Annotated in this window: 11 protein-coding genes; 7 read left to right on the forward strand and 4 right to left on the reverse strand. The window is 70.8% G+C overall.

What is annotated here, in order from left to right:
* Positions 1 to 11: 11 nt before the first annotated feature.
* Entirely contained in the window at positions 12 to 842 is an 831-nt protein-coding gene (locus tag AC069I_RS22065) for an alpha/beta hydrolase (RefSeq protein WP_478227342.1), read from the forward strand.
* 73 nt (positions 843 to 915) lie between these two features.
* Here AC069I_RS22065 and AC069I_RS22070 read toward each other — a convergent pair whose 3' ends face one another.
* Positions 916 to 1959, reverse strand: a complete 1044-nt coding sequence (locus tag AC069I_RS22070) for a TRM11 family SAM-dependent methyltransferase (RefSeq protein ID WP_478266304.1) — start codon at positions 1957 to 1959, stop codon at positions 916 to 918.
* A 40-nt stretch (positions 1960 to 1999) separates the two neighbouring features.
* On the opposite strand from AC069I_RS22070, the gene AC069I_RS22075 reads away from it, so the two are divergent.
* On the forward strand, positions 2000 to 2998 hold the full coding sequence (locus AC069I_RS22075) for a DHH family phosphoesterase (RefSeq protein ID WP_478227476.1): 999 nt from the start codon (positions 2000 to 2002) through the stop codon (positions 2996 to 2998).
* A gap of 46 nt (positions 2999 to 3044) precedes the next feature.
* Positions 3045 to 4214, forward strand: coding sequence for a preprotein translocase subunit SecY (locus AC069I_RS22080; protein ID WP_478266305.1), 1170 nt, complete (start codon positions 3045 to 3047; stop codon positions 4212 to 4214).
* 43 nt (positions 4215 to 4257) lie between these two features.
* Here the strand turns inward: AC069I_RS22080 and AC069I_RS22085 are convergent, their stop codons facing one another.
* Together AC069I_RS22085 and AC069I_RS22090 are read right to left on the reverse strand one after the other, a co-directional pair.
* Complete coding sequence (locus AC069I_RS22085; protein WP_478266306.1) at positions 4258 to 5595, reverse strand: FG-GAP repeat domain-containing protein; 1338 nt, start codon at positions 5593 to 5595, stop codon at positions 4258 to 4260.
* Between the two features lie 40 nt (positions 5596 to 5635).
* Positions 5636 to 6937 carry an FG-GAP repeat domain-containing protein gene (locus AC069I_RS22090; RefSeq protein ID WP_478266307.1) on the reverse strand — a complete coding sequence of 434 codons (1302 nt, stop codon included), beginning with the start codon at positions 6935 to 6937 and terminating at the stop codon, positions 5636 to 5638.
* Between the two features lie 126 nt (positions 6938 to 7063).
* Between AC069I_RS22090 and AC069I_RS22095 the strand changes: the two genes are divergently transcribed.
* Together AC069I_RS22095 and AC069I_RS22100 are read left to right on the forward strand one after the other, a co-directional pair.
* Complete coding sequence (locus tag AC069I_RS22095) at positions 7064 to 10084, forward strand: AfsR/SARP family transcriptional regulator (protein WP_478266308.1); 3021 nt, start codon at positions 7064 to 7066, stop codon at positions 10082 to 10084.
* A gap of 25 nt (positions 10085 to 10109) precedes the next feature.
* Complete coding sequence (locus tag AC069I_RS22100) at positions 10110 to 10766, forward strand: M15 family metallopeptidase (protein WP_478227337.1); 657 nt, start codon at positions 10110 to 10112, stop codon at positions 10764 to 10766.
* 10 nt (positions 10767 to 10776) lie between these two features.
* Here the strand turns inward: AC069I_RS22100 and AC069I_RS22105 are convergent, their stop codons facing one another.
* Positions 10777 to 13386 (reverse strand): ATP-binding protein, encoded by a 2610-nt coding sequence (locus AC069I_RS22105; protein ID WP_478266309.1) that lies wholly within the window; start codon positions 13384 to 13386, stop codon positions 10777 to 10779.
* Between the two features lie 105 nt (positions 13387 to 13491).
* Here AC069I_RS22105 and AC069I_RS22110 point away from each other — a divergent pair, with 105 nt between their 5' ends.
* Both AC069I_RS22110 and AC069I_RS22115 read left to right on the forward strand, forming a co-directional pair.
* On the forward strand, positions 13492 to 14565 hold the full coding sequence (locus AC069I_RS22110; RefSeq protein ID WP_478266310.1) for an alkene reductase: 1074 nt from the start codon (positions 13492 to 13494) through the stop codon (positions 14563 to 14565).
* Positions 14562 to 15731, forward strand: a complete 1170-nt coding sequence (locus tag AC069I_RS22115) for an MFS transporter (protein ID WP_478227334.1) — start codon at positions 14562 to 14564, stop codon at positions 15729 to 15731. The genes AC069I_RS22110 and AC069I_RS22115 overlap by 4 nt, the downstream gene beginning before the upstream one ends.
* Positions 15732 to 15811: the final 80 nt, after the last annotated feature.

Genomic DNA, 15811 nt, shown 5'->3' on the forward strand with positions numbered 1-15811 from the left:
TGGACCACGCCGTGAGCCGGCGTGGCCTGCTGCTGGGAGCCGCGGCTCTCGGCGGCTCGGCGCTGGTTTCCGCTTGCGGCGCCGAGAAACCGCCCCTGGTAGGGCCGCCCCCGGTGGCCCCACCGAGCACTCCGACGCCGCTCACCGAAGCGGTCACGGTGCAGAAGATGCGGTCCGCGGCGCGGAACCGCGACGTCAACCTCGTCATCATCGCGCCGGACGGGGTGTCACGGGTCGGGATGCCGGTCTGCGTCGCCCTGCACGGGCGCGGCGCCGACGCGCGGACGTTCCTGAACCTCGGCGTGCAGGACGCGCTGAACCAGGCCGTCGCGGCCGGACGGCCCGGGTTCGCGGTGGCCGCCGTCGACGGGGACAACTACTGGGTGGACGTCGGCAAGGCCGACGACCCGCAGCGGATGCTGTCCGACGAACTGCCCGGCTGGCTCGCCCAGCGCCAGCTGCGGCCGCCGTCGGCGATGTTCGGGATCTCGATGGGCGGATTCGGCGCCCTGCGCTACGCCCGCGACCACAAGGACCTGAAAGCCGTCGCCGTCGCCAGCGCGGCGTTGTTCGTGAGCTGGCCCGATGCCAAATCCCGCAAGGTCTTCGCGGATCGCGCGCAATGGGAATCGCACGAGCCGTTGCTGCACACCGCCGATCTTTCCGCCGAATCGACCGGGGTGTGGTGCGGGAACTCGGATCCCTTCGCCCGCGCCGACCGCAAGCTCATCCAGGCACTGGACCCCGTCGTCGCGAAGATGACGCCGGGTGGGCACAACGACGACTACTGGCGCGAGATCATGCCGGACGTGCTGAAGTTCGTGGGGGAACGCATCGCCTGACGCCGCGTTTCGTCCTCTGAATGCGGTAGTGCGCGATGCCAACTACCGCATTCAGAGGACGAAACGCGGGGGGTCAGGCCGGTTTGGCCGCGACGATCAGGTCCCGCACGATCGCCTGGTCCACCCGGTGCGCGAACTCCGCGAACGGGCCGCCCTCGCGGACTTCCAGCCCGGCCTTGTCCAGGATCGCGGCGAGTTCCTCGCGGGGCGCGACGTTGGTGTTCCAGGAGATGCCGAGCGCGCCGCCGGGCCGCAGCACCCTCGTCCACACCGGGACCGCGGCCGCGAGCAGGTCTCGCGGGCTGCGCGCGAGCGACGCGTCCTGGGTGCGGTGGCTGCCGTGCTGCACGCCGTACGGGGCGTCGGTGACGATGAGGTCCACCGAGTTCGGCCGCAGCAGTTCGTCGGTGGTGAGCGTGTCGCAGTTGAGGTAGCTCAGTTTGCGGACGTCACCCGCCTTGTACTGCTCCTTGGTGATCCCGAAACCGATGTCGAGCCGCCTGCCGAGCCGGGCCTTGTTGCGACGGACCTGACCGGATTCGGCGCTGTGCTTGATCCGCTTCTGCTTCAGCCAGGTCTTGACGAACAGTTCGTAAGAGTCGAAATCCTTGCCGTCGACGTCGAGGCCGGTCGCGTCGAAGCCGTACATCATCGCCTGGTTCAGCGTGGTGCCGCGGCCGCAGAGCGGATCGAGCAGATGCAGCGGCTTGTCCAGCATCGCCGCCGGGTTCGCCGTCGACATGAGGGTGACGTTGACGAGCAGTTTGGTGAACAGCTCGTTCGTCTTGCCCGGGTACTTCTGGATGGTCAGCAGATCCGAGTCGAAGTTCGCGAGCGGGCTGATCGTCACCGGCTTCAGGACGCCGTCGCCGAGTTCGAACAGCGCGTACAGCGCGGAAAGGTTCGAAAGGAGCGCGAGATCGCGTTCGCTCAGCGGGGCGGGCGTGGTGAAGGTGAGGTAGCCGACGCCGCCGAGTTCCGTCTCGCCGATCTCGGAGACTTCGGTCTCCAAGGCGGACAGACCGAACACCGCCAGCTCCGCGCGCAGCAGGGCCGGAGTGGAGTCGGTGTAGACCCGGTTGGCGGACGGGTAGACCAGGATCGCGTACTCGGACATCCGGTAGAGCGTAGCTTGACTGATTGTGACAGCCACTCCAGTGCCGAACCTGAAGGAAGCCGCCGCCCTGCTGGCGCGCGCGAACGACGTGACCCTGCTCGGCCATGTCCGCCCGGACGCCGACGCGCTCGGCAGCGCGCTGGCGCTGGGCCGGGCACTCCAGCTGCGTGGCGGCGTCAAGGTCCGCGTCTCGGTCGGCGAGCCCGAGGAGATGCCCGAAACCCTGCGGAGCCTGGACGTCGGCGGGCTCTTCGTCCCCGCGAGCGAGCTGCCGGAGAGTGAACAGCTGCTGGTCGCGCTCGACACACCAACCCCGGGCAGGCTCGGGAAGCTCGCGTCGCGGGTGGACGCCGTCCGCGCGGCGGGCGGCGATGTCCTGGTGATCGACCACCACGCGTCCAACGTCTTCTACGGCACGCACCACGTCGTCGACGACACCGCCGAGGCCACCGCCGTCCTCGTTTTCGCGTTGCTGGCCGAGCTCGGCACCGAGATCGACGAGCCGATCGCTCGCTGCCTGTACGCGGGGCTCGTCACGGACACGAGCGGGTTCCGCCGGGCACGGCCGTCGACCCATCTGATGGCCGCGAAGCTGCTCGAAGCCGGTGTCGATCCGGACAAGGTGGTCCGCGAGATCGTCGACGATCACCCGTTCGCGTGGTTGCCGATGCTTTCGGACGTCCTCGCGGGTGCCCGGCTCGAGCCGGAAGAGGCACGCGGCTTCGGCCTCGCGCACGCCGTGGTGACCCTCGACGCCGCGCGATCCGTGCGCGCCGAGGAGGTCGAAGCGGTCATCGACGTCGTCCGGTCCACTCGCGAGGCCGGGGTCGCCGTGGTGCTCAAGGAAACCGAACCGATCGGACCGCGGCAGCGATGGACGGTCTCGCTTCGGTCGGCGGGCGGCGTCGACGTCTCGGCGGCCGCGGGGGAGCTGGGTGGCGGCGGACATCGCCAGGCCGCCGGGTGCACCGCGGAGGGGACTGCGGACGAGGTGCTCGGCAAGCTGCGGGAGGCCTTGTCGAGGGCGCCGCTGCTGTGACGGTGTCATCGTAATTTCATCGGTCGTTCCTAACGTGATCCCCACGATGAACGAGCGAGCCTCCCTCCGCCGCCGGATCCTGGTCACACTGGGCGTGATCGTGTTGTTCCGGCTGGGCCAGAGCCTGCCCACCCCTCATGTGACCGTCCGCGCGCCGGAAGCCGATCACCCGCTGAGCTGGATCCTCGACCTCCTCACCGGCGGCGGCCTGGCCACCCTGCCGGTGTTCGCGTTCGGCGTCCTGCCCTGCCTGGCCGCCCCGCGACTCCTGTCAGGACTGATCGTCCTGATCCCGCGGCTGGCCGCGCTCCGGGCCGAAGGTGAAGCCGGCGCACGGGTGCTGAAGCGGTACCAGCGGCGGCTCACCGTCGCGCTCGGCCTGCTGGGCGCCGTCGGGGTGCTCGCGTTCCGCGGCCAGAACGTCCTCGATCGACCAGGGGCCATCGTCGTCGTGTGCCTGACCGCGGGAACCGCCCTGGTCCTGCGGCTGACCGAGGTGATCACCGACCGGGGATTCGGCGACGGCGTCCGGATCCTGCTGCTCGCGCAGGTTTTGGCGGTGCTGCCCGCGGAGTTCCTGCGTCTGTACGCAAGGGCGGGCTGGGCCGCGATCGCGGTGATGACCGTGGTGACGCTGTCGATCACGGTGCTCACGATCGTCATCGCGCAGGGACAGCGCCGCGTCCCGGTGCAGTACGCCAAGCGGATGATCGGCAGACGCGCCTTCGGCGGGACCTCGACGTACATTCCCCTTCGCTTCCCCCAAGCGAACAGTCCGGCCGTCGTCGCCGCGGTCCTGCTGTCGGTGCCGGTGTATTACTTCGGCCTGGGAGATCCCGGGTGGACCGCGGTCTACTTCGTCCTCGTCTGCCTCTTCGCCTTCGCGAGGGCGGCTGTGGCGCAGGACATGGACAAGGTGGCGGGCGAACTGGTGCGGGTGGGCGGTTTCGTCCCCGGGATCCGGCCGGGGAACTGGACCGCCGAGTACCTCGATCACGTGAACCGCCGGATCCTCGCCTTCGGAGCGCTCTGCTCGGGACTGGTCGCGCTGATCCCGGCCGCCGGTCTGGCCCTGCTGGACGCGAGCCCGGCGCTGCTCGTCGCCGGGGTGACCCTGCAGGTGGTCCTCGTCTTCCTCGTCAGTGTTTCGCTCGATACCACGCGGCAGATCGAGTCGCTGCGCCGGCAACGACGCCACGAACCGTTCCTCCGCTGAGCGAACGGTCCGCGCCCGGGGTGGGGCGCGGACCGTGGCCGCCTCAGAAGTGCGGGAGCCAGCCGCCGCCGAGGGCGTCGGCGGCGCCGAACTTGTTGGCGCCCTTGCCGTTCCAGAGGTAGAGGGTGCCGGTGGTCTGGTGGATGGCGCCGATGTCGCTGTGGCCGTCCTTGTTGACGTCTCCGAGGGACATCAGGGTGGCGTGGTAGTCACCCCAGCCGCCTCCGACGGCATCGGCCGCGCCGAATTTGTTGCCGCCTTTGCCGTTCCAGATGTAAAGCGTGCTGCCGTCCCTGACCGCCGCCAGATCGGTCTTCCCATCGTTGTCGAAGTCTCCGGCGACGGGCGCGGTGAAGGGTTCCCAGCCACCGCCGACGCTGTCGGCGGGGGTGAAGTGGTTGTTGCCCTTACCGTTCCAGATGTAGAGCGTCCCGTCCTTCACTGCGGAGAGGTCGCTGATGCCGTCGTTGTTGAAGTCTCCGGCGACGGGCGCGGAGAAGGGCGCCCAGCCGCTGCCGACGGCGTCGGCGGCGCCGAATTTGTTGCCGCCTTTGCCGTTCCAGACGTAGAGGGTGCCGTTCTTGACGGCGGCGAGGTCGGTTTTGCCGTCCTTGTTGAAGTCACCGGCGGCGGGGCGGGTGAAGCCGTCCCAGCCACCTCCGATGGGGTCGGCGGTGCCGAAGTTGTTGTTGCCCTTGCCGTTCCAGATGGTCAGGGTGCCGGTGCCGGTGGCGTAGATGTCGCCGGCGCCGTTGCCGTCGAAGTCCCCGCCGTCCGCGGCGGAGCGCTGCCACAGCGCGCTGACGATCTTCTGCGCGTCACCGGCCTCGGTCTGATAGCGGTCCGGGTAGGCCGAGACCTGCACCGCCTGGCACACCTCACCGATCGGCGCCGAGCTCCATGAGCCGTTCGGGTACACCCGCACCATCTTGTCGAGGAAGGCGTTGGTGGCCCAGACGGGGTTGAGCCGGTTCGCGGCGCTGCCCCAGGACGCGCGTTGCTGGAACAGGCCGAGGCTGTCGTGGTCGACCTCCTCGCTGATGTTCTGGAGACTCGTCTCCACGATCACCGTGGCGATGGCGATGGCCGCCGCTCTCTGACTCAGCCCGCGGGCGCGGACGGCTTCCACCACCACTCGGGCACAGGAAACGCGGTACGCGGTCAGGTATCCCCGCATCTTCGCGGTCAGGGTGCCGTTGAGTTGCGTGGCCAGGGCGGCGTCCTGGCTGGTCGTGCCCGAGCGGTCGCACGGGGCCGTCGCGTAGGCGGCGGTCACCAAGCCGGCCGGTTCTTCTTCGGCGTGCGCGACGGGGGACAGGGCGGTGATCGCGAAGACGGTCAGGGCTGCCGTGGTCGCACGGCGGGCGAAGTTCTTCGACACTGGTCGACCCTCCAAGGTCGTGGGGTGGGGACGGAACCGGTCAGAAGTGCGGGAGCCAGCCGCCGCCGAGGGCGTCGGCGGCACCGAACTTGTTGGCGCCTTTGCCGTTCCAGAGATAGAAGGTGCCGGTGGTCTGGTCGATGGCGCCGATGTCGGAGTGACCGTCCTTGTTGACGTCGCCCAGCGACATCAGGGTGCGGTGGTAGTTGGCCCAGCCGCTGCCGATCGAGTCGGCGGCGCCGAATTTGTTGCCGCCCTTGCCGTTCCAGATGTAAAGCGTGTTGCCGTCGCGGATGGCGGCGAGGTCGGTCTTGCCGTCGTTGTCGAAGTCTCCGGCGACGGGCGCGGTGAAGGGTTCCCAGCCGCCGCCGACGGTGTCGGCGGGGGTGAACCTGCCGTTGCCTTTGCCGTTCCAGATGTAGAGGGTGCCGTCCTTGACCGCGGAGAGGTCGCTGATGCCGTCGTTGTTGAAGTCTCCGGCGACGGGCGCGGAGAAGGGCGCCCAGCCGCTGCCGACGGCGTCGGCGGCGCCGAATTTGTTGCCGCCTTTGCCGTTCCAGACGTAGAGGGTGCCGTTCTTGACGGCGGCGAGGTCGGTTTTGCCGTCCTTGTTGAAGTCACCGGCGGCGGGGCGGGTGAAGCCGTCCCAGCCACCTCCGATGGGGTCGGCGGTGCCGAAGTTGTTGTTGCCCTTGCCGTTCCAGATGGTCAGGGTGCCGGTGCCGGTGGCGTAGATGTCGCCGGCGCCGTTGCCGTCGAAGTCACCACCGTCGAGGGACTTTTCGATGACCTTGTCGTAGCGGATGCCGCGGTAGGTGGTCATCTCCGACCAGCTGTTGATGTTGTGGTTGGTCTTCTGGCCGTAGGTGTTCTCCGAGTAGACCCAGGCGCCGGCGCTGTGGTCACCGGTGTCGACCCACTTCTCGAACAGCTCGATGTGACCGTTCTTGAGCAGCGCGTCACCGGGCAGCAGGTCGTGCAGGCTCGGCACCCAGGACTTGTGCGAATAGGACTCGAAGTCGTCGGTGTTGAGATCCCAGCCGTCGGACTTCTTGGGCAGGTGCCAGGCCATCGCGACCAGGCCGGAGCAGTCCGGCCGGTACTTGCCGCCGGTGCCGTCCGAGATCGCGTCCGACTGGTTCTGGCTGTACCAGGTGTCGCCCCGGTCGTACCAGTACTTGGCCCTGGCGATGATCTCCGCGCGGGTGATCGATCCCCCCACCGTGGAAGCCGCGCTGGCCTCGTTCCGCGTGCCGAACGTGAGCAAGCCTGCGACCAGTGTCACGAGGGCCGTGATCGCGGCGGCGAACCGGACCGCCGTTGGAGAACCGGAGCTGTTCATGACGACCTTTCCTGAGCATGATGTTCGTGGACGACACAGAGGCTCCGGGAGGCCGCTGTAGCCACGCTTCAGCGCGGGCTACAGCGAGGCGGCGCGCTGTGAGGGATCCGCTCTGGGGAGGGACGGATGAGGTTTTCTCTGCTCGGGCCGATGGAGGTGACCGGCCCGTCGGGGCCGATCGCGCTCCCGGGGACGAAGCCGCGCACATTGCTCGCCGCGCTGCTGCTGGGATACGGCCGGACGGTGCCCGCCGAACGGCTGATCGGCGTGGTGTGGGGAGAAGAGCCACCCACGACCGCCCGCGCGGTGGTGCAGACGTATGTCGCGACGTTGCGCCGGGCATTCGACGCGGCCGGGTTGCCGCAGGTCATCGTGTCCGACCGGAACGGTTACCGCGCCGACGTCGCCGAGGACGCCCTCGACGTACGGATGTTCGAACAGCTGGTGGAACGGGGACGGCAGGCCGCGCAGAGCGGCGATCACACCGAAGGCGCGGACCTCTTCCGCACCGGCCTCGCCCTGTGGCGCGGGCCCGCGCTCGGCGGGATCGGGGAGTCGTTCCTGCGCGCCGAGGCGACCCGGCTCGACGAGTTGCGGTTGACCGTCACCGAGGAGCGGGTCGACGCGGATCTCGCGGCGGGACAGGGGCCGCGGCTGCTCGCGGAGCTCACCGAGCTGGTCGCCCTGCACCCCACCCGGGAACGGCTGCGCGGCGGCCTCATGGTCGCGTTGTACCGGTCCGGGCGGCAGGCCGAAGCGCTTGAGGTGTACGAACGCGGCCGGAAGGCGCTGAGCGACGAACTGGGCCTCGATCCCGGGCCGGAGCTGCGGCGCGTGCACGAGTCGATCTTGCGCTGCGACGCGGCCCTGCTCCCGGCGGTCACCTCCCGTACACCGCGGCAGTTGCCGTCGCCGCCACCCGATTTCACCGGCCGCGCGCCGGAACTCGCGGCACTGCGCACGACCTTGGTGCGGCCCGGCACGATGCCGGTCGCCGTCGTCGCCGGTGCGGGCGGCGTGGGCAAGTCCACTTTGGCGCACCGGGCCGCGCACGAGATCGCCGAGCGGTTCCCCGACGGCCAGGTCCATCTGGAACTCCACGGTTCCACCGGCACGCCGTCGACCGCCGAGGAGGTACTCGGCCGCGTCCTGCGTGATTTCGACCCCGCGACGACGCCGCCCGGCTCACTCGAAGAGCGGGTCGCCCGGTACCGGACGCTGCTCGCGGGCACCAGGACCCTCGTCGTGCTCGACGACGCCGCGAACGAGGCGCAGGTCCGGCCATTGCTGCCCGGGAGCCCGGGGTGCGCGGTGATCGTGACCTCGCGCAACCGGCTGCCGGCGCTGGCGGGTGCGACCTTCCTCGAACTCGGCGTGCTGCCCGCCGACGCCGCGCTCGATCTGTTCACCCGCATCGTCGGAGCGGATCGCGCGAGCACCGAACCCGCGTCGGCCGCCGAGATCACCGAGCTGTGCGGGCAGTTGCCGCTCGCGATCCGCGTCGCCGGCGCGCGGCTGGTCTCACGTCGGCAGTGGACGCTGTCCCGGCTGGCGAGCCGGTTGGCGCACGAACAGCGGCGTCTCGACGAACTGGTGGTCGGCGATCAGGAGGTGCGGGCCAGCATCAACCTGAGCTACACGCTGTTGCCCAAGGCGGTGCGGACCGCGCTGCGAAGACTGGGGCTGCTCGGTCTGGCGCATTTCCCCGCCTGGGTCGCCGCGTCGGCGATGGAGGCCGAGCTCGACGACGCGGAGCAGGTGCTCGAAGACCTCGTCGACGTCTCCCTGCTCGAAGTCGACGGCGTGGATTCCTTGGGGCTCATGCGGTACCGGCTGCACGACCTCGTCCGCCTGTTCGCGCTGGAACGCGCTGTCGAGGAGGAATCGGCCGCGGACCGGGCCGCCACCGTCGAGCGGGTGCTCGGTGCCTGGATCTGGCTGGTCGAGCGGGTCAACGAGACCCTGCCGCCGGTCGTGCCGTCGATCCAGGGCACGTCCCGGCTGGGCCGTCCCGTCGACGAGGAGATCGCGCGACGCGTCGAGGCCCGGCCGTACGAGTGGTTCCGCGCCGAAGAGGAGGCGATGACCACCGCCGTCGATCTGGCGGCTTCACTGGACCTGGTGGACATCGCGGTCGAACTCGCGTCGGCCTTGTGCGGCACCGCTTTCGGCGGGCACAACCGGGTCCTCGACGACTCGCTCGGGTCCTGGCGGCGCACCCACGACGCGGCGCTCACCGCGGCCCGCCGCACCGAAAACGCACTGGGCGAGGCGACTCTGCTGGCGGGGCTGGGGCAGCTGTACTACGAGCACGACGACTTCCCCCGCTCCCGCGCGCATCTGAGCCAGGCGTTGTCGATGTTCCGCGCCGCCGGTGACGTCCGGGGCGAGGCGGCCACCCTCGCCGCGCTCGGCGCCGCGTGCCGCGAGCAGGGCTATCTGCCCGAGGCGGTGCACTTCCTGGATCGTGCCGGGCGGATGTGGTCCGGTTTGGACGATCCGGGGGCGATGGGCCACGTCCACCGGCTGGCGGGCACGGTCCGGCTGGAAATGGGGGACTACCCGAGGACGCTGACCGCGCTGACCGAGGCACGAGCGTCGTTCGCGGCGGCGGGCTCGCGGCGCGGCGAGGGACTGACACTGCGCAGCCTGTCGCTGTACCACCGGGCCCGCGGCGAGTGGGCCGAAGCCGAACAGTTCGCGCGTGAGGCGCTCGCGGTCTTCGAGGGATCCGAAGACCGCATGCTCGTCGCCTATTCCGAACGCGCCCTGGCCAAGGCCTTGCTGCGGCGCGGGGACTCGGTCGCCGCGCGGCGGCTGGCGGACCACTCGCTGGAGGTCTGCCGCGAGCTCGGCGACGCCTTCGGTCATGCGTGCACCCTCCGCGTCGTCGGGGAGGTGCATCTCGCCGAAGGCCGGTTGTACCAAGCGAAAGACTGCCTGGATGACTCGCTACAGCGGTGGACCGAGCTGCGCGCCGAACTGTTCCGGGCACGGACGTTGCGCACCCTCGCCGAGGTGCACGACGCGCTCGGCGACGCGCCGGCGGGGGAGCGGATGACGGCGGAAGCCCTGGAGACCTTCCGGACCTACGGCGCCCGCGAGTACGAGGAACTCTCCGCTGTAACGGGGTTACAGCGTTCCTGAAGGACGCCGGTGGACAGTGGTGCGCATGTCTTCGTTCGTGTCCTTGTCGGATCCTCGTATCGCAGCCATGTCCGTCCGGGAATGCGGCGAACCGTTGGTGGACCTGCGGGAAACCGGCGCGATCCGGACAGACCCCAGGCTCGCCGACGAACGGGGCGCCTACGCGCACGTGCGGCTCAGCGTCGCGGACCGGCTCGTCGCGGCGCAATGCCAGCTCCCGCGCGGGCTGCGTCTGCTCGTCGTCGAGGGGTTCCGGCCGCGAGAGGTGCAGGAGCGCTACTTCGCGGACAGCAAGGCCCGGATCGCGCGAGCCAACCCCGGCCGGCCGTCCGAGCAGGTGGCCGCCGAAGCCGCCACCTATGTGTCACCGCCCGAAGTCGCGCCGCATGTCGCCGGGGGAGCGGTGGATCTCACGCTGTGCACCGTCGACGGCGTCGAGCTGCCGATGGGGACCGACGTGAACGCGACGCCGCCGGAGTACGGGACGGAATGCTTCACCGGATCCGCGCTGATCGGCCCCGAGGCGCGCGCCAACCGGGAAACGCTCATCGACGCGATGACCGCGACCGGATTCGTGAACTACCCGAGCGAATGGTGGCACTGGTCCTACGGCGACCGGTACTGGGCGTACGTCACCGGCGTGAAGCACGCCCGCTTCGGCCCGGCCGCTTTCCCGGTGTGAGCCTCGCCGCTCAACCCAGGCCGAGGTCCAGCCGGGCCAGCTCCCGCCGGGACCGTACGCCGAGTTTCGGGTACGCCCGGTACAGGTGATGCTCGACAGTACGCGGGCTGAGGAACAGCTGTGCGGCGATCTCCCGGCTCGTGCTGCCGTCCGCGGCCAGCCGGACCACCTGGAGTTCCTGCGACGTAAGACGATCCAGCGGGTTCTCCGCGGCGGGTTCGGCCATCGGGCCGGAGTCGCCGGTGGCCCCGAGTTCGATCCTGGCCCGGTCGGCCCACGGTTTCGCGTGCAGCCGGGAGAAGACATCCAGTGCCGAGCGCAGCGGAACGCGGGCGTCGCTACGGCGTTTGGCTCGGCGCAGCCATTCGCCGTAGCGCAGTTCGGTGCGCGCCCGTTCGAAAGGCCGTTCGTCGAACGAGTGCGATTCCAGCGCTCGCAGGTAATGCGGCTCGTCGTCGTCCAGCATGGCGCGGCAGCGTGCCGCCACCGCCTTGGCCCACGCCTGATCGCCCGCCTCCGCCCACGCCTCGAACCGGCGAAAGGCGGGTTCCGCCCTGCTCGGGTCGCCAAGGCGTACCGCCGCCTCCAACTGGTCGGGGGCCGCCGCGATCGCCACCGTCGTATATCCGAGCGGACCGCGCTGCAAGGTCTCCAATCGGTCCAAAGTGGACTCGTAGCGGCCGAGCCCGAGGTCGAGCAACGCGAGTGCCACCAGGCTCGCCGCGCCACCCGCGTCCGGCGGCACCTCCGCCAGCTCCCGGCAGCGCCGTTCGTCCCCTTCGATCGCCGCCACCCGCGCCACCACGGCGTTCAGCCGGGGCAGCCGCCGGTGCGATCCGGTGTCCCGGGAGATCCGTACCGCTTCGGCGACCGACGCGGCCGCGTCCCGGTGCAGTCCAGCCGAAACCTGCGCCCCCGCCAGGTCTTGCAACACCTGAGGGAGCAGACCGATCAGTCCTTCGCGACGGCAGCGAGCCACTTCGGAGAGCGCGAGTTCCCTCGTCACAGTGTCATCGCCGAGGATCATCGCGCAGTAGGTCCTGCCGGGATCGGTGCCCGGCGCGTGCGCGACGTACTCGGCCAGCAGCGGCAACCCGGCCGCGAAGTCGTCGTCCACCAGCACGGCCATGCCCTTGACCACCGGGTCGCCGCCGTCCAGCGCGTCGTTCGCGGCGCGCACGGTCTCCCGGTCGCCGGAGGACCACGCGTACCGGGCGCCGGTGCGCGCCATCGCCACCGCATCGGACGACTCGGCGGACCGTGCGTGCTCGACGAGAAGGCGGGCGGCCGCGCGGCCGTCTCCCAGTTCGAACTCCGTGGCCGCCTCCACCTGCGCCAGCGAGGCGCGTGCCTTGGTGTCCTCGGTCAGCGGTGCCGCCTGCCGGACCAGCTCGGCGGCCTGCTTCCCGTGCCCGGCGGCGAGTGCCAGGGACGCGGCCTCTCCCAGCCGCGCCGCTCGCATCCCGGCCTCGGCGGTGAGTCGCGCGGCCTGCCGGTACAACCCGGCGGCCGCGGTGAACGCCGTGCGCACCCGCGCGCGTTCGGCCGAGCGCACGATCTCCGCGGCGACCCGCTCGTCGGGGGCGGTGGTGGCGGCGGCGAGATGCCGGACCCGGCAGTCGGCGTCCGAAGTGGACTCGGCGAGCGCCTGGTGCACCGCGATCCGGCGGGCGAGGACGGCACCCTGGTAGGCGGCCGTGCCGATCAGCGGATGCCGGAAGGTGACCGTACCCCCGGTGACCTCCAGTAGCCGCGCGGTCTCGGCCTGTTCCAGGTCGGCGAGGCCGACTCCCAGCGTTTCGGCTGCCCCGAGCAGCGTCGGAAGGTGCCCGCGTCCCTCGGCCGCGGCGATGAGCATCATCAGCCGGGTCCGCGACGGCAACGCGCTGATCTGCGCGCGGAAGCCCGCCAGCACGCGGTCGGCCACCGGCAGCGGTCCGGCTGCCGCGTCGGGTTCCCGTTGCGAGGCCGCGAATTCGAGCAGTGCCAGCGGATTGCCCGCCGATTCCGCGAGCACCCTCGCCGGTGACGGCGGTGCCAGCCCTCGTTCGGCCAGGAGCCGCGCGGCGTCGTCCGGGTCGAGCCGGGCCGGGCGCAGTTCCGGCAGATCCGCCGCGGCGAAACCGGTCTCCCTCGCCCCGAACACCATCGCGACGCGATCCGCGGCCAGCCGCCGGGCGGCGAACAACAAGGCGTCCGCTGTCGCGCGATCCAGCCACTGCGCGTCGTCGACAAGGCACAGCACCGGACCGTCGTCGGCGACGTCGGCGAGCAGGGTGAGTACGGCGAGCCCGGTCAAGAACCGGTCCTGGCCGCTGGTGCGGCCCGAGTCCAGCACCGCATGCAACGCTTCGGCCTGAGGGCCGGGCAGTGCGGAGATCCGGTCCTGTACCGGCCACAGCAACTGGACCAGCCCGCCGAACGCCAGATCGGCTTCGGCTTCGATTCCCTTGACCCACAGCACGCGCAGCCCGGAGGCGGCTTCGGCCGCCCAGCCCAGTAACGCGGATTTCCCGATACCCGCCTCGCCGCGCAGTACCAGCGCGCCGCTGCGGCCGGCGCGAGCCGCGGAAAGCAGCGTTTCGATCGCCGCCTGCTCGCCGGCCCTGCCGTACAACACACCGGCCTCCGTAACCGTGAGTGAGGTACGGACGCCGAATCCCAGTACCCCGGTACCGAAACCTTACCGATTCGGGAACAGCCCGCCCGGATCAAGCTTCCGGGTATGAACGAGTTGCTGGCCCCGGTCTCCGCGGGCACCCTGTCCCTCCCGAACCGCCTGGCGATGGCGCCGATGACCCGCAGCCGCGCGAAGGGCGGCCACGTCACCGGGCTGACCGCCGAGTACTACGCGCAGCGCGCCGCCGCCGGGCTGATCATCACCGAAGGCACACAACCCTGCGTCATCGGCCAGGGCTACATCGACACGCCCGGCTTGCACACCCCGGAGCATGCCGCCGCGTGGCGCGCGGTCACCGAGGCCGTGCACGAGCGCGGGGGCCGGATCTTCGTCCAGCTGATGCACTCCGGCCGGATCGGGCACCCCTCGCTCTACCCGGACGGCAGCCTGCCACTGGCCCCGACGGCGATCCCGTCGGGCGAAAAGCTGTACACCCCGGACGGCCTGCTCGACCACCCGCGACCGCGGGAAATGACGTTGGCGGACATCGCGCGTTCCGTGGACGAGTTCACCGCCGCCGCGCGGCTCGCGATGGAGGCCGGATTCGACGGCGTCGAACTGCACGGAGCCAGCGGCTACCTGATCCACCAATTCCTCGCCGACAACACCAACCGGCGCACCGACGCCTATGGCGGCCCGATCGAGAACCGCATCCGGTTCGCGGTGGAGGTGGCGCGGGCGGTCGCCGACGCGATCGGCCCGGAGCGCACCGGCATCCGGCTGTCTCCCGGCTCCACTCTCAACGGCACCCGGGAGAGCGACACCGAAGACCTCTACCCCGCCCTCGTCCGCGCGGTCGGTCCGGCAGGGCTGGCTTACGTGCACGTCTCGGAGTTCGGCACGCGGGACATCACCAAGCTCATCCGCGCCGAATGGCCGGGCACCCTCATCCTCAACCCGCACCCGGCAGGCCCGGAACCGGCGACCGTGGCGGACGGCGTGGACGCGTTGCGAGAAGGGGTCGCCGACGTGATCAGCCTCGGCCGGCTGTGGCTCGCCAATCCGGACCTGCCCGCCCGGATCGCCGCCGGCGGTCCGTTCGCCGACGCCGATCCCGCGACCTTCTACGGCGGCGACCACCGCGGATACACCGACTACCCGACCATGGCCGCGCGATGAGCGTGCCGGTACGCGCCGGGATTCCGGGGCCGTGGCTGGCTTTGCTGGCCGGTCCGTTGTCGTTCGGCATCGCCGGGCCGTCGTTGATCCTGCCCGACGCGGCCGCGGCGCTGGGCACCGGAATTCCGGTGGTGACGTGGATCGTGACGGCGTTCGGCTGGGGGATCGCCGTCGGCACGCCGCTGCTCGGCGGGCTGCAGAACCATCGCGGGGTCCGGACGGCGGTGCTCACCTGCGCCGCGCTGGTGCTGGCGGGTGCCGTCGCGGTGGCGACCGTTCCGTGGTTGCCGGTGCTGGTCGCCGGCAGTGCCTCGCAGGGGCTCGGCACCGCCGGATTCACCACGATGGCCATGACCCTGGCCGGGTCGGCGCGAGCGATGGGCCTGGTCACCTCTTCGCTGGCGGTCGTCGGCTCGACGTCGCCGTTGATCGGTGATCTGATCGGCGGCGCGTTCGGCTGGCAACTCGCGCTGGCGCTTCCCGCGCTCGGCCTCCTCGCCGTGCCCGCGGTACTGCGAACGGCGCCCGCGACGCCGGTCGCGCCGTCACGCTTCGACCCGATCGGCGCGATCCTGGTGACCGCGCTGGTCACCGCGTTGGTGTTCGTACCGCACGTGTGGCTGCCCGCGGGCGGCGCGGTCGTCGTCGTAGCGGTTCTGCTGGCCGGGCACCTGAGGGCGCGGCCGGACGGGTTCGTGCCCGCCGCGCTCCTGCGCACACCGGTGTTCCTCGTCGCGGCAGGGCTCGCGTTCGCGCTCGCGGTGGCCAACTTCGGGTTGATGTACGTGCTGCCGCCGCGGCTGACCGGGGAATCCGGCTGGACCAGCGGCGAAGTCGGACTCGCCATCCTGTGGCCGCTGCTGTTCGGCGGGCTGGTGTCCTATGTGGTCATCGCGGCGACGGCGAAAACGTCGTTCCGGACGGTGGCGGTGCTGTTCCCGGCACTCGCCGCCCTCGCGCTGGTGCTGGCGGGGGTGAGCGTTTCCCCCGTCGCGTTGCTGATCGCACAGGCACTCGCTTCGCTCGCGGCGGCCTCGGGCCAGGGTGTCTTCGCCGTGCGCGCCGGAGCCGCCGCCGGAGCGCACCGGGCGGCGGGAATGGGCCTGTTCAACCTCGCCTACCTGCTGGGGGCCGCCTTCGGCCCCGCGATCGCCGCACTCCTCTGAAACCAGCCGTGGGGCCGGTCATGGCGACAACGCAGCCGCGTGTGGCCGACCGGCCTCCGGCTTGGCGTGGGGCGTCTCTT

The organism is Amycolatopsis sp. NPDC043885 (genome assembly GCF_056435685.1).

What these genes read in the sequence shown, in the direction of transcription:
- AC069I_RS22070 (WP_478266304.1), bottom strand. Translation starts at nt 1,959, where the DNA reads ATGTCCGAGTACGCGATCCTGGTCTACCCGTCCGCCAACCGGGTCTAC.
- AC069I_RS22080 (WP_478266305.1), top strand. Translation starts at nt 3,045, where the DNA reads ATGAACGAGCGAGCCTCCCTCCGCCGCCGGATCCTGGTCACACTGGGC.
- AC069I_RS22090 (WP_478266307.1), bottom strand. Translation starts at nt 6,937, where the DNA reads ATGAACAGCTCCGGTTCTCCAACGGCGGTCCGGTTCGCCGCCGCGATC.
- AC069I_RS22095 (WP_478266308.1), top strand. Translation starts at nt 7,064, where the DNA reads ATGAGGTTTTCTCTGCTCGGGCCGATGGAGGTGACCGGCCCGTCGGGG.
- AC069I_RS22100 (WP_478227337.1), top strand. Translation starts at nt 10,110, where the DNA reads ATGTCTTCGTTCGTGTCCTTGTCGGATCCTCGTATCGCAGCCATGTCC.
- AC069I_RS22110 (WP_478266310.1), top strand. Translation starts at nt 13,492, where the DNA reads ATGAACGAGTTGCTGGCCCCGGTCTCCGCGGGCACCCTGTCCCTCCCG.
- AC069I_RS22115 (WP_478227334.1), top strand. Translation starts at nt 14,562, where the DNA reads ATGAGCGTGCCGGTACGCGCCGGGATTCCGGGGCCGTGGCTGGCTTTG.